At 58.7% G+C, this 13,981-nt stretch carries 10 protein-coding genes, 1 tRNA gene and 1 pseudogene; 8 read left to right on the top strand and 4 right to left on the bottom strand.

Going from position 1 to position 13,981, the window contains the following annotated elements:
* The first annotated feature begins 15 nt into the window (after positions 1-15).
* Both MM194_RS14680 and MM194_RS14675 read left to right on the top strand, forming a co-directional pair.
* Positions 16-1,287, top strand: a complete 1,272-nt coding sequence (locus tag MM194_RS14680; RefSeq protein ID WP_241343972.1) for a YeaH/YhbH family protein — start codon at positions 16-18, stop codon at positions 1,285-1,287.
* A 10-nt stretch (positions 1,288-1,297) separates the two neighbouring features.
* Positions 1,298-2,818, top strand: coding sequence for a SpoVR family protein (locus tag MM194_RS14675; RefSeq protein ID WP_241343971.1), 1,521 nt, complete (start codon positions 1,298-1,300; stop codon positions 2,816-2,818).
* Between the two features lie 55 nt (positions 2,819-2,873).
* On the opposite strand, the gene fadR is transcribed toward MM194_RS14675, so the two are convergent.
* Entirely contained in the window at positions 2,874-3,587 is a 714-nt protein-coding gene (gene fadR / locus MM194_RS14670) for a fatty acid metabolism transcriptional regulator FadR (protein WP_033129643.1), read from the bottom strand.
* Positions 3,588-3,922: 335 nt separating this feature from the next.
* On the opposite strand from fadR, the gene nhaB reads away from it, so the two are divergent.
* The 3 genes and pseudogenes from nhaB to MM194_RS14655 form a co-directional block, all read left to right on the top strand.
* Entirely contained in the window at positions 3,923-5,497 is a 1,575-nt protein-coding gene (gene nhaB, locus MM194_RS14665) for a Na(+)/H(+) antiporter NhaB (RefSeq protein WP_241343970.1), read from the top strand.
* Positions 5,498-5,582: 85 nt separating this feature from the next.
* Positions 5,583-6,104 (top strand): disulfide bond formation protein DsbB, encoded by a 522-nt coding sequence (gene dsbB / locus MM194_RS14660; RefSeq protein WP_033129645.1) that lies wholly within the window; start codon positions 5,583-5,585, stop codon positions 6,102-6,104.
* A gap of 78 nt (positions 6,105-6,182) precedes the next feature.
* Positions 6,183-6,290 (top strand): annotated as a pseudogene (locus MM194_RS14655) (disulfide bond formation protein B); the annotation flags it as partial.
* Between the two features lie 69 nt (positions 6,291-6,359).
* Here MM194_RS14655 and MM194_RS14650 read toward each other — a convergent pair.
* The 3 genes from MM194_RS14650 to uvrB all read right to left on the bottom strand — a co-directional run bounded on the left by MM194_RS14650 (position 6,360) and on the right by uvrB (position 9,430).
* On the bottom strand, positions 6,360-7,007 hold the full coding sequence (locus MM194_RS14650) for a DedA family protein (RefSeq protein WP_033129646.1): 648 nt from the start codon (positions 7,005-7,007) through the stop codon (positions 6,360-6,362).
* Positions 7,008-7,151: 144 nt separating this feature from the next.
* The gene (locus MM194_RS14645) at positions 7,152-7,421 is read right to left on the bottom strand and encodes a DUF1232 domain-containing protein (RefSeq protein WP_033129647.1); all 270 of its coding nucleotides are present in this window, start codon (positions 7,419-7,421) and stop codon (positions 7,152-7,154) included.
* Positions 7,418-9,430, bottom strand: coding sequence for an excinuclease ABC subunit UvrB (gene uvrB / locus MM194_RS14640; protein WP_241343969.1), 2,013 nt, complete (start codon positions 9,428-9,430; stop codon positions 7,418-7,420). Before uvrB ends, MM194_RS14645 begins: the two co-directional genes overlap by 4 nt.
* A 132-nt stretch (positions 9,431-9,562) precedes the next feature.
* On the opposite strand from uvrB, the gene MM194_RS14635 reads away from it, so the two are divergent.
* The 3 genes from MM194_RS14635 (at position 9,563) to MM194_RS14625 (ending at position 13,811) form a co-directional block, all read left to right on the top strand.
* Positions 9,563-9,638, top strand: a tRNA-Asn gene (locus MM194_RS14635).
* Between the two features lie 775 nt (positions 9,639-10,413).
* A complete protein-coding gene (locus MM194_RS14630; protein WP_241343968.1) occupies positions 10,414-12,099 on the top strand; it encodes an aspartate:alanine antiporter in 1,686 nt (561 codons plus the stop codon).
* A gap of 182 nt (positions 12,100-12,281) precedes the next feature.
* Entirely contained in the window at positions 12,282-13,811 is a 1,530-nt protein-coding gene (locus tag MM194_RS14625; RefSeq protein ID WP_241343967.1) for a lytic transglycosylase F, read from the top strand.
* Positions 13,812-13,981 lie beyond the last annotated feature (170 nt).

The following is a 13,981-nucleotide window of genomic DNA, read 5'->3' as shown; positions in this document are numbered from 1 at the left end:
GTTCAAGGGGGAGTTATGGCGCATTTTATCGACCGCAGGCTCAACGGCAAAAACAAAAGCGCTGTCAATCGGCAGCGCTTCATCCGCCGCTACAAGAAGCAGATCAAACAAGCGGTCTCGGATGCTGTCTCCAAGCGCAGCATTCAGGACGTGGACAAGGGCGAGAGCATCAGCATCCCGACCAAGGACATCGGCGAACCCCATTTCCATCAGGGACAAGGGGGAAAACGGGAGATGGTCCACCCGGGCAACGACCAGTTCGTCTCCGGCGACAAGATTGACCGCCCCAAGGGAGGGGGTGGCGGTCAGGGCGCCGGCGAGGGCCAGGCCTCGGATCAGGGGGAAGGGGCTGACGACTTCGTGTTTCAGATCTCCAAAGATGAGTATCTGGATCTGCTGTTCGAAGATCTGGAGCTGCCGCGGCTGCAGAAGACCCAGCTCAACCAGCTGATGGAAATGAAAACCTACCGGGCGGGCTACACCTCCAACGGGGTGCCGGCCAACATCAACGTGGTGCGTTCACTGCAAAATTCGCTGGCGCGCCGCATGGCGCTGCAAGCGGGCAAGAAACGTCTGCTGCGCGAGCTCGAAGAGCGGCTCGCCCTGCTCGCCAGTGAGCCCAACGATCACTTTGCCGAAATGGCACAACTCGAGAAGGAGATCCGTGAACTGAAACGGCGGATCGAGGCCGTGCCTTTCATCGATACCTTCGATCTCAAGTTCAACAACTTCGTCAAACGCCCTGTACCATCCAGCCAGGCGGTGATGTTCTGCCTGATGGACGTGTCGGGCTCCATGGATCAGGCGACCAAGGAGATGGCCAAGCGCTTCTATATCCTGCTCTACCTGTTCCTTAGCCGGACTTACAAAAACGTGGAAGTAGTCTACATTCGCCACCACACCCAGGCCAAGGAGGTGGACGAGCACGAGTTCTTCTACTCTCAGGAAACCGGCGGCACCATAGTCTCCAGCGCGCTCAAGATGATGAACGACATCATCAACGAACGTTACCCCTCCAATCAATGGAACATCTATGCGGCGCAAGCCTCAGATGGAGATAACTGGGCCGATGACTCGCCGCAATGTCGGGAGATCCTGATGCGCGACATCATGCCGAGAGTGCGTTACTACTCCTATATCGAGATCACCACCCGCGCCCACCAGACCCTGTGGCACGAATATGAGGCGGTGGCCGGTCAATTCCCCCACTTCGCGATGGAGCATATTCGCAAGGTAGAGGACATTTATCCGGTCTTCCGGGAGCTGTTCAAGAAGCAAGCGGCTTGAGGGACGTCATATGGTAGAAACCGCGAGAAAAAGAGCGCCGTTGGACGATGGTCCTGACTGGAACTTCGATCTGCTGGAAATCTATCACCAGGAGATTGCCAGGGTCGCCAGGTTTTACAAGCTGGATACCTACCCCAACCAGATCGAGGTGATCACCGCTGAGCAGATGATGGATGCCTACTCCAGCGTGGGCATGCCCATCGGCTATCAGCACTGGTCGTTTGGCAAACGCTTCATCCATACCGAGCGCAACTACAAACGCGGCCAGATGGGGCTGGCGTATGAGATCGTCATCAACTCGGAGCCCTGTATCGCCTATCTGATGGAAGAGAACACCATGCCAATGCAGGCTCTGGTGATGGCGCACGCCTGCTATGGCCACAACTCTTTTTTCAAGAATAATTACCTGTTCAAGGCCTGGAGCGACGCCTCCTCCATCATCGATTACCTGCTGTTTGCCAAAAACTACATCACCGAATGCGAGGAAAAACACGGCATCGATGCAGTCGAGCGGCTGCTCGACTCCTGCCACGCCCTGATGAACTTCGGGGTGGATCGCTACAAGCGCCCCCAGAAGATCTCGCTGGCAGAAGAGAAGCGGCGCCAGAAGGCGCGGGAAGACTATCTACAGACCCAGGTCAACGAGCTATGGCGCACTCTGCCAAAGCAGCACAAAGCCTCCGGCGTCGAGGACAGGCGCTACCCCCCTGAGCCACAGGAAAACATCCTCTACTTCATAGAGAAAAACGCGCCATTACTCGAACCTTGGCAGCGTGAAATAGTTAGAATAGTGAGAAAAATCAGTCAATATTTCTACCCGCAGAAGCAGACCCAGGTGATGAACGAAGGCTGGGCCACCTTCTGGCACTACAGCATCCTCAATCATCTCTATGACGAGGGAAAGATCAGCGATCGCTTCATGATAGAGGTGCTGCACAGCCACACCAACGTGGTCTATCAGCCCCCCTACAACAGCCGCTACTACTCGGGTATCAACCCTTATGCTCTGGGCTTTGCCATGTTCACCGACTTGCGCCGTATCTGTGAGCACCCCACCGAGGAGGACAGATACTGGTTCCCCGACTATGCCGGTACCAACTGGGTCGAGACCCTGCATTTTGCCATGCAGAACTTCAAGGACGAGAGCTTCATCAGTCAGTTCCTGAGCCCCAAGGTGATGCGCGACATGAAGCTGTTTGCCATCGATGACGACGATCTGAAGAACTACCTCAAGGTGTCGGCCATCCATAACGAAGAAGGCTACCGGCTGGTGCGCAGCGCCCTGTCCGCCCAGTACAACCTGAGCAATCTGGAGCCCAATATTCAGGTCTATAACGTGGCGGTGAAGGGCGATCGCTCCCTCACTCTGCGCTATGTCCCCCACAACCGGATCCCCCTTGGCGAGTCACGCCACGAGGTGCTCAAGCATCTGCATCAGCTATGGGGATTTGATGTGGTGCTGGAGCAAGATAACGGGGAGCTGCCCGCCGACATCATAGGGCGTTGCCCGGAACGCAAGGGAAACAGCTGACATCAAGGCATAAAAAAACGCGCCATATGGCGCGTTTTTTCTTTGCAGAAACGACTCAGTTATCGCACAAGTTGCTCGGCATGTCCTGGCGTAGGCGAGTCCACAGCTTGCCAGACTCGATGCCGTACTGACGCACTGTCATGAAGACGGCCTCGTGATTTTTGGTCTCGGCCAGACCCAGCAGCGCCTTGTAATAGGCATCTGCCGTCTCGCGCGCCTGCTTGTCTGAGAAGTAGTAACGTCCCACTCTACTATACAACCCCTTGAAACCGTTCAGGATCAGGGCGTAGATAGGGTTGCCTGAGGCAAATGAGAGCTGGTGATGCAGACGATAATCGAACTCTGCGTAAGCTTCCGGTGAGTTTTCAACCCCTTGTGCTGCGCGCAAGATCTCGGCCGCCTGCTCGGGGTTGTTGCGAATGGCGCCGCGAATAAAGATGGTGCAGATGTTGGTACGGGCAGACAGTAATTGCGCCACCAGATCCGGCACCTTGTCCTGATCGAGCCGTGCCAGGGTCTCCAAGATGTTGAGACCCGAGGTTTCCCAGAAGTTGTTGACCTTGGTCGGTTTGCCGTGCTGGATGGTGAGCCAGCCATCACGGGCAAGACGCTGCAGCACTTCGCGCAAGGTGGTACGAGTCACGCCAATCAGCTCGGACAGTTCGCGCTCCGCCGGCAGAATGGATCCAGGAGGAAAGCGATTGTTCCAGATGGACTCGATGATGTATTCCTCGGCAAACCCTGCGGGGCTCTGCGCTTTTATGACCATGTAGTGACTCTGTTGTAGTGCGTAAAAAGGCTCACGAATAATAGCAAAGCCGGTCATGCTAGCAAGCAGAAGGTCAGTCCTCTGCTCACATTAACCCGATCTTTTTGTTAAAAACATGTATATGAAAACACAATGGGTTTCAGCCAAGACTAGTTTGTGGCGATAAAAACGCCTCTCAGCTGGGCAATCACTACCACCTTTATTTATAGTTATCGCTCCCTTGATTAAAATCATGTGCAATCAATTTGATAAGGGTGACTATCCGGATGCTCGGGTCGGGTATGCCTCGACTGCATAGACGCAGATACCAACAACAGAAACAGAGAACCATCATCATGCCAATCAGCCTAGGGCGCGCGTTTGCAAAGAATTTTTTGGGCAATGCCCCCCAGTGGTACAAGCTTGCCATCGTCTCATTCCTGCTGATCAACCCGATCGTCTTCCACTATGATCCTTTCCTGGCCGGCTGGTTACTGGTTGTCGAATTCATCTTCACCCTAGCCATGGCGCTCAAATGCTACCCACTGCAGCCCGGCGGCCTGCTCGCCATTGAAGCCGTGCTCATCGGCATGACCTCGGCCAACCAGGTCAAGCATGAGCTGGTAGCCAATATCGAGGTGCTGCTGCTGCTGGTATTCATGGTGGCGGGCATCTACTTCATGAAGCAGTTGCTGCTCTATGTCTTCACCAAGATGCTGGTCCGTATCCATTCCAAGACGCTGCTGTCCCTCGCATTCTGTCTGGTCTCGGCATTTCTGTCCGCCTTCCTCGATGCCCTCACCGTGATCGCCGTGGTGATCAGCGTCGCCACCGGTTTCTACGCCATCTATCACAAGGTGGCCTCACGGGATGAATCTGGCAGCCTGCACGACGATGACAACGGGCTTGATGAGCCAAGCCGCCAGCACCTGAACGAGTTTCGCGCCTTCCTGCGCAGCCTGATGATGCATGCCGCCATCGGTACCGCACTGGGAGGCGTCTGCACCCTGGTGGGTGAGCCACAGAACCTCATCATCGGCGAACAGGCTGGTTGGCATTTCGGCGAATTCGTCCTTCGCATGGCCCCGGTGACCCTCCCGGTCTTCATCTGTGGCCTGCTTACCTGCATCCTGGTGGAGAAGTGCCGCTGGTTTGGCTATGGCACCAAGCTGCCCGAGCCCGTGCGCCGCATCATGGAGGCCTACGAGCGTGACGAAGATGCCCAGCGCTCCCCGCAAGAGAAGGCCAAGCTGGTCGTCCAGGCCCTGATCGCCCTCTGGCTGATCGCGGGTCTCGCGCTGCATCTGGCGGCCGTGGGCCTGATCGGCCTGAGCGTCATAGTGCTGGCAACCTCCTTCACCGGCATCACCGAGGAACACGCCCTCGGCAAGGCGTTCCATGAGGCACTGCCCTTCACCGCGCTGCTCACCGTCTTCTTCAGCGTGGTGGCGGTGATCATCGATCAGCAGCTGTTCAAGCCGGTGATCCAATGGGTGCTTGCCGCCAAGCCAGAGGACCAGCTCGCCCTCTTTTATCTGGCGAACGGCCTGCTCTCCATGGTCAGCGATAACGTCTTCGTCGGCACCGTCTACATCAACGAGGTGAAGACAGCCCTGCTCAATGGTGCCATCAGCCGTGAGCAATTCGATCTGCTGGCGGTGGCCATCAACACCGGCACCAACCTGCCTTCGGTCGCCACTCCCAACGGTCAGGCGGCGTTCCTGTTTATGCTGACCTCGGCCCTGGCCCCCTTGCTGCGACTCTCTTACGGCCGCATGGTCTGGATGGCCCTGCCCTACACCCTGGTGCTGGGACTGGTGGGTTTCTTCGCGGTGGAACAGCTGCTCGCCCCTGCCACCGAATGGTTCTACCAGGCCGGCTGGTTGATGCAAAGCGGCACTGTGCCAACCCCAGTCCCCCTGTCACACTGATGATGGAAGGGTCCTCGCGGACCCTTTCTTTTTACATCCGGCTCTGCTCTAATTCAGCCACTATTTTCTCTGTGAGATCAATCAGATGATCGAATTTCTTCGCCGTATTGCCAGCCATCGACTGGCCTGGGGACTGCTTGCCGCTTCCGCTCTGTTGTTCGAGCTGTGTGCCCTCTTCTTCCAGCATGTGCTGGGCTTGCACCCCTGTGTCATGTGTATCTATGAACGGATCGCCATCCTGGGGGTGATCGCGGCCGGCCTGCTCGGTATGGTGGCACCCCAGAAATGGTATGTCCGTTGGAGCGCACTGCTGCTGTGGGGCTACAGCGCCTTCTGGGGCCTAAAACTGGCGCTCAAGCATGTTGATTACCAGCTGAACCCCTCCCCCTTCAACGTATGCGAAGGCTTCGTCGACTTCCCGAGCTGGGCGCCGCTCGATCAGTGGATCCCCTGGCTGTTCTTCCCGGATGGCGACTGCAGCGAGATCAGCTGGCAGTTCCTCAGTTTCTCCATGCCCCAGTGGCTGGTGGTCATCTTCGCCGCCTACCTGCTGGTGTTTGTGGTGGTAGCCGTCGGCAACCTGGTCAAAGGCCGCTGCTGCAACTGATGTACTCGACAGAGATGTAAAAGGGAGCCATTGGCTCCCTTTTTCTATCCCGTCCGTGACTCGGTGCGACTCATCCCTAGGCTCAGCTTCTCCCTGCTGCGCCTCATCAGGCTGGTGGTTATCTTCGCCGCCTACCTGCTGGTGTTCGCGGTGGTGGTCATCGGCAACCTGGTCAAGGGCCGTTGCTACATCTCGACAGAGACTAAAAAGGGAGCCACTGGCTCCCTTTTTGATGATGCTGCGCCGCCAGTGCTCTCAAGGCTTGTCGGCACTGCGCTTCGCCTTCACCATGCCGATGACCATGGGCAACAGCGAGATAAGGATGATGCCGAAGATAAGCAGCGTGAAGTTCTGGCGCACCACCGGCAGGTTGCCGAAGAAGTGGCCCGCATAGACGAAGCTGATGACCCACAGCAGGGCACCCACCAGGTTGAATGCCAGGAAGCGTGGGTAGGTCATGGCCCCCATGCCCGCCACGAAGGGGGCGAAGGTGCGCACTATCGGCATGAAGCGGGTGATGATGATGGTCTTGCCACCGTGCTTGGCATAGAAGGCGTGGGTCTTGTCCAGATAATCCCGGCGGAAGATCTTGGAGTCCGGATTGCGAAACAGCTGCTCACCGAAGAAGTGGCCTATGGTGTAGTTCACCACGTTGCCGAGCACGGCGGCGACGATCAGTACAGCCGCCAGAGTGTGCACATCCAGCACACTTCCCACGGTGAGCGCTCCGGCGGCAAACAGCAGCGAGTCACCAGGCAGGAAGGGGGTCACCACCAGGCCGGTTTCACAGAAGATGATGAGGAACAGGATGGCGTACACCCAGACACCATAGTTTTCAAACAGCTCTTTCAGATGCACGTCAACGTGCAGCACAAAGTCAATCGCGAACAGGATCAGATCCATTTATTTATACCCATGAAGTGAACGGCGAGGAGTCTACGCCAATGCCCTGCGAGCCACAATCAGCGGCGCCCGTGCCCAGCTGGAAAATCCGGCCCCATGCTACCCCAGCGCCATTCCCAGGCATAAAGAGGGATGCCAAGGCGCTTATTCCCGCGCATCCAGCCCCTGCCGAACCTCGGCGGGCAGACAGGACTCCCAGCCCCAGAGCAGCAACAACAGCAGGCTGATGTCATCGAACCAGCCAAACAGCGGCACCACGTCTGGAATGAGATCCACCGGGCTGATGCCGTAGATCAGGATGAGGATCACCAGCCCCTTGGCCCACCAGGGGGTAGCCGGGTGGCGAAAGCCAAAATAGAGGCGACGCAGCCGCCGCCAGATGAGCCAGCGCTTGCCGCTCGGCTGTTTGCTCAACTCTCGATCAACTCGCTGCGCAGGCGCTGGATCTGATCCCGCATGGCCGCTGCCTGCTCGAACTCCAAATCCCGCGCATGCTGGAACATCTGCTCTTCCATCCGTTTGATCTCCTTGGCGATCTCGCTGGCAGTGCGGACATGGTATTCCCCTTGCGGCTCGGCCGCCTTGCGACTGCCCCTGCCACCCTTGCCGGCAGTGCGGCTGCCGCCCATGTCCATCACATCGCTCACCGACTTGTTGAGGCCCGTAGGCGTGATGCCGTGTTCGAGGTTGTGGGCATGCTGCAAGGCGCGGCGTCGCTCCGTCTCCTCGATGGCTACCTTCATGGAGTTGGTGATGGTATCGCCGTACAGGATCACCTTGCCGTTGAGGTTGCGGGCCGCACGGCCTATGGTCTGGATCAGGGAGCGGGTGGAGCGCAGGAAGCCCTCCTTGTCCGCATCCAGAATCGCTACCAGCGAGACTTCCGGCATGTCGAGCCCTTCCCGCAGCAGGTTGATGCCCACCAGCACGTCGAACTTGCCGAGCCGCAAGTCGCGAATGATCTCCACCCGCTCGACGGTGTCGATGTCCGAGTGCAGGTAGCGCACCCGCACGTCGTGATCCGCCAGGTATTCGGTCAAGTCTTCCGCCATCCGCTTGGTAAGGGTGGTGACCAGCACTCGCTCCTCCACCGCGACCCGCAGCCGGATCTCGGACAGCAGATCGTCCACCTGGGTGGTGACCGGACGCACCTCGATTTCGGGATCGAGCAAGCCGGTCGGGCGCACCACCTGCTGCACCACGTCGCCGCCGGACTTCTCCAGTTCGTAAGGACCGGGGGTGGCCGAGACGAACACCGTCTGTGGCATCAGGGCCTCGAACTCGTCGAACTTCAGCGGCCGGTTGTCCAGCGCCGAAGGCAGCCGGAAGCCGTACTCCACCAGCGTCTCCTTGCGGGATCTGTCCCCTTTGAACATGGCGCCGATCTGCGGCACGGTGACGTGGGACTCGTCGATGATGAGCAGACCATCCCCCGGCAGGTAGTCGAACAGGGTGGGCGGCGGCTCGCCGGGGGCACGCCCCGACAGATAGCGACTGTAGTTCTCGATGCCGGAGCAGTAACCGAGCTCCTGCATCATCTCGATGTCGAACTGGGTGCGCTGGCTGATGCGCTGCTCTTCCACCAGCTTGTTGAGGGAGAGCAGCTGCTCACGACGCCCCTTGAGCTCCTCCTTGATGTGATCGATGGCCCCGAGGATGGTCTCGCGCGGCGTGGCGTAGTGCGTCTTGGGATAGATGGTGTAGCGCACCACCGTCTGCTCGATGGCACCGGTCAGGGGATCGAACTGGGAGAGCCGCTCCACCTCCTCGTCGAACAGCTCCACCCGCAGGGCCAGTTTGTCCGATTCGGCGGGGTAGATGTCGATCACCTCCCCCCTCACCCGGAAGGTGCCGCGACTGAAGGCCACATCGTTGCGGGTATATTGCAGCTCGGCGAGGCGGCGCAGTATATCCCGCTGGTTGATCACATCCCCGACTTTGAGGTGCAACATCATGCTGAGATAGGCCTGGGGATCCCCCAGACCATAGATGGCCGACACCGAGGCAACGATCACCACGTCCCGCCGCTCCAGCAGCGCCTTGGTGGCCGACAGCCGCATCTGCTCGATGTGATCGTTGATGGAGGCATCCTTCTCGATGAAGGTGTCCGTGGTCGGCACATAGGCTTCCGGCTGGTAATAGTCGTAATAGGAGACGAAGTACTCCACCGAGTTCTCGGGGAAGAACTCCTTCATTTCACCATAGAGCTGGGCCGCCAGGGTCTTGTTCGGCGCCAGTATCATGGTGGGTCTATTGAGGGTGGCGATCACGTTGGCCATGGTAAAGGTCTTGCCCGAGCCGGTCACCCCGAGCAGAGTCTGGTGGGCTAGCCCGGATTCGATGCCATCGAGCAGCCGGGCGATCGCCGCGGGCTGATCCCCCGCCGGTTCAAACTGGCTGGCCAACTGAAATAACTTGCTCATCACGACTCCCGGCAAAAAACAGCAAGAGAGAAGTGTACCCCGAGTTGGCGGGCCTGGGTATCCACTCTGCCTGCCAAGCGGCTATTGACCTCGAAAAGCGAGCTCTGTATAGTGCGTCTCCTTGCCTGATGTTCCCCCGTAGTTCAGTCGGTAGAACGGCGGACTGTTAATCCGTATGTCACTGGTTCAAGTCCAGTCGGGGGAGCCAATTTCCTCACCACCTCGGTGCAAGTTATCCACTTTAGTGCTTTCCTCTGCCAATTTTAATGCACAAGCCGTCTCTCACGGCGACACTCCCATTTGATCCCCCTCTCCCGAGCGACAGCGTTTTCTGCTGTTGCATATAACTATATGATTTTTATAGGAACATTTTTTTACCGGTATTTTTTGAACAGCCCTTGCACCCCAGCATTGGCGCGGCCTGCAGCCTGATTGCCAAGTTTCACTAACAGGGTTATCCACAGATTCTGTGGGTAAGTGAGTCAAAGCCAAGGGGCGCCTAGGTTGGCAGCGATTGTCTCCGCTTTGGCAAGGCGAAACGCCTCGCCCCCCATTTTCTGCTGTTTTTCCCCTCCCCCCTAAATGGGTCTGATGCTGACATTGAGATCAGTCTGCCCCCGGCTTTTTTTCGCCATGCCCCGTGCCATGGGTCACCCTCTGCCTGACAGGGAAAAGTGCTCCTTCATGGCCGTTCTGCCCTACCAGTCAAAAATGCTGAAAAGCATGCTCAGTTGCGCCCCAGACAGCAGGTAATAAATTGTCCACAGGGGCCGGGAGCCTTCGCCCCCCGATAGCAGAAATCACTAATTGACAGCGGCGCTGGCAGTGAGAAAGAGAGGTCTTTCCCCCCGGGAGCCGGGGCATGCCCCCTCCTTAGCGGAAGCATGCCCACTTAACTGCCTGTTAATCCGCTTTTGGACTTCTCTCTTGATAAGGGATCCTGCACAATATCGGCCCCACTTTTTTCCTCGGTTTTTCCGGGCATGACCATAGATTTCGTGACACTGCTACATCAAAGCGACTCCCTGCTGCTGTTCGTGGTACTGGCCTTTGGCCTGCTGCTGGGCAAGGTTCGCCTCGGCAACTTTCAGATTGGCAACACCATAGGGGTGCTGTTCACCGCCCTGTTGTTCGGCCAGATGGGGTTTGAATTCACCGCCACCACAGAGAATGTCGGCTTCATGCTGTTCATCTTCTGCGTCGGCATCGAAGCCGGCCCCCACTTCTTCAGCGTCTTCCTGCGCGATGGCATTCACTACATCACCCTCACCCTGGTGATCCTGCTGACCGCCCTGCTGCTCACCGTGGGGCTCGCCAAGTTCTTCAACCTGGGCCCCGGCATGGCGGCGGGGATCCTCGCGGGCTCGCTGACCTCGACCCCGGCCCTGGTCGGCGCGCAGGATGCCCTGCGCAGCGGTCTGCTCAACCTGCCCCACCAAACGGACATGCAGTCGGTGCTCGACAACATGGGCATCGGCTATGCGCTGACCTATCTGGTGGGCCTGGTGGGTCTGATGCTGGTGGTGCGCTACCTGCCCTCTCTGGCCCGGCTGGACTTGAACACGGAGGCGCAGAAGATAGCCCGAGAGCGGGGGCTGTCGGACAACGAGAGCCGCAAGACCTACCTGCCCATCATCCGTGCCTATCGCGTCGGTCCCGAGCTCGCCGCCTGGATCGGTGGCCGCACCCTGCGGGAAACCGGCATCTATCCCCATACCGGCTGCTACGTCGAGCGGATCCGCCGCAACGGCATACTGGCGAGCCCGGATGGCGACGCCATCATCCAGGAAGGGGACGAGATCGCCCTGGTCGGTTACCCGGAGAGCCACGAGAAGCTCGACGTCAACTACCGCAACGGCAAAGAGGTGTTCGACAGGAATCTGCTGGACCTGCAGATCGTCACCGAAGAGATAGTGGTGAAGAACGACTCCGTGGTCGGCCGTCATCTGGTGGAGCTCAACCTCACCGAGAAGGGTTGCTTCCTCAACCGGGTGGTGCGCTCCCAGATCGAGATGCCGTTCGATCGCAACATCATGCTGCAGAAGGGTGACGTGCTGCAGATCAGCGGTGAGAAGCAGCGGGTCAAGCTGCTGGCCAACAAGATAGGTTTCATCAGCATCCACAGCCAGACCACGGATCTGGTGGCCTTCACCACCTTCTTCGTGCTGGGCCTGCTGATCGGCTCCGTCTCCCTGGTGTTCGGCCAGATCGAGTTTGGCCTCGGCAACGCCGTCGGCCTGTTGCTGGCGGGGATCCTGATGGGGTATCTCAGAGCCAACCACCCCACGGTCGGCTATGTGCCGCCCGGCGCCCTGCGGCTGGCCAAGGATCTCGGTCTCGCCGTGTTCATGGTGAGCACAGGCCTGAAAGCGGGCGGCGGCATCCTGGATCACCTGAGCGAGGTCGGTGCCGTGGTGCTGTTCTCCGGCATGCTGGTCACCACCCTGCCGGTGCTGGTGGGATACCTGTTCGGGGTCTGGGTGCTGAAGATGAACCCGGCCCTGCTGCTCGGGGCCATCACCGGCGCCCGCACCTGCGCCCCGGCCATGGACGTGGTCAACGAAGCAGCCAACAGCTCCATCCCGGCGCTCGGCTATGCGGGCACCTATGCGGTGGCCAACGTCATGCTGACCCTGGCGGGCTCCTTTATCATCGGCTTCTGGTTTTAACCCGGGCCGCGCCAGCATGTCGACAGGAAGAAGGAGCCCAAGGGCTCCTTCTTTTTCTGTGCGCATTTCCCCCCATTTTGAATAGCGGGAATCGTGCTATCAACTCTTCGTTACCAAACCCAATGAGCTAAAGGGCCACCAAGGCGCCGCTTACACTCAATAAAACGAGTGAGGTGAACGTTATGAAATACTTATGGATTGTCATGATCTGGGCGCTCTGCTCCCTGGCCCCGGCCTGGAGCGCCGAACCCGCCAAGCAAGCCGCGGCAGAGGAGGAAAATCGCAGCGCCCTGACCTTTGCCAGCGCAGAGTTGTCCAAACCCATGCTGGGGGATCTCGATGCCATGCAGGAGCGACGCACCATCCGGGTGCTGACCACCTACAACAAGACCGGCTACTTCATCAACAAGGGAGTGCAGCGTGGTGTCACCTACGATGCCTTCATGCAGATAGAGAAACGGCTCAACGAGCAGTTACGCAAAGACAAAGCCATCAAGCGTCACCTCAAGCTGCACATCGTCTTCATCCCGGTCGCCCGCGAGGCCCTGCTGACCTCGCTGATCGCGGGCAAGGGCGACATCGCCGCCGCCAACCTCACCATCACCGACAAGCGCAAGCAACAAGGTGTCGAGTTCTCCGACCCCCTGATAGAGAACGTGCGCGAGCTGCTCATCTCGGGCCCTCAGTCTCCCAAGGTGGAGAGTGCTGCCGATCTGGGGGGCCAGAGCATCTTCGTCAGGCCTTCGTCCAGCTATTTTGAGAGCCTGGTCGCCTACAACGAGGCCCGCAAGGCGGCGGGCGAGCCCCTCATCGACATCAAGCCGGCCTCGGAGGAGCTGGAAGATGAAGATCTGGTAGAGATGGTCAATGCAGGCTTGTTGCCCTTCATCGTCATGGATGAACACAAGGCCCGCTTCTGGAAGAAGATCTTCCCGGCCATCCAGATCCACGAGCAGCCGGTATTTCGCGATGGCGGCGTCATCGCCTGGGCAGTGCGCAAGGAGAGCCCCCAGCTGCTCGCCATGCTCAACGAACAGATCAAAGCGCTACGCGGCAAGGCGACGGGAGAAGAGATCCTGAGCCGCTACCTCAAGCAGAACAAGTTCGTCAAGAGCGCGGCCGCCGACGCCGAGCGCAAGAAGTTCCTGCAGGTGGTGGATCTGTTTCACGAGTATGGGGATCGTTACGACGTGGACTGGCTACTGTTGGCAGCCCAGGGGTATCAGGAGTCGGCCCTCAACCAGAAGGCGCGCAGCCACGTCGGCGCCATCGGCATCATGCAGATCATGCCCACCACCGGCAAGGGATTGAAGGTGGGTGACATCCGTAAGATCGAGCCCAACATCCATGGCGGCGTCAAATACATGCGCTGGATGATAGATCACTACTACGCCGACGAACCCATGACCGCCCTCGACAAGGCGCTGTTCTCGTTCGCTTCCTACAATGCCGGCCCCGCCCGGGTGGCGCGACTGAGAGCAGAGACCCAGAAGCGCGGGATGGATCCCAACGTCTGGTTCCATAACGTGGAGTACGTGGCGGCGGAGAAGATAGGCCCGGAGACGGTCACCTATGTGGGCAACATCTACAAGTACTACATCGCCTACAAGCTGGTGATGGAGCAGCTTCAACTCAAGCAGAAAGCCACCGAGGCCATCAAGCTGCAGAACCAGGCCACCGACAAGGCACCCCCTGAGAAAGAAAAATCCTAGCCTCGGCCAGTTCGGGGGGATCTGTGCCCAGACAGCGATGGGGTTTCTACCAGAAGAAGCCCCATTTTCATGTCAGTCCGGCATCAATAGTGATCACCAGCGGCCTCTTACACCGGCCGTACAGCAGGGTTGCCCCTTGCGGTGCCGCAGCAAAGCCCTGTGGCAGTCAG

Source organism: Aeromonas sp. MR16 (assembly GCF_022549315.1).
GTDB lineage: Bacteria > Pseudomonadota > Gammaproteobacteria > Enterobacterales > Aeromonadaceae > Aeromonas > Aeromonas aquatica.
This window is presented reverse-complemented; position numbering and strand designations above follow the sequence as displayed.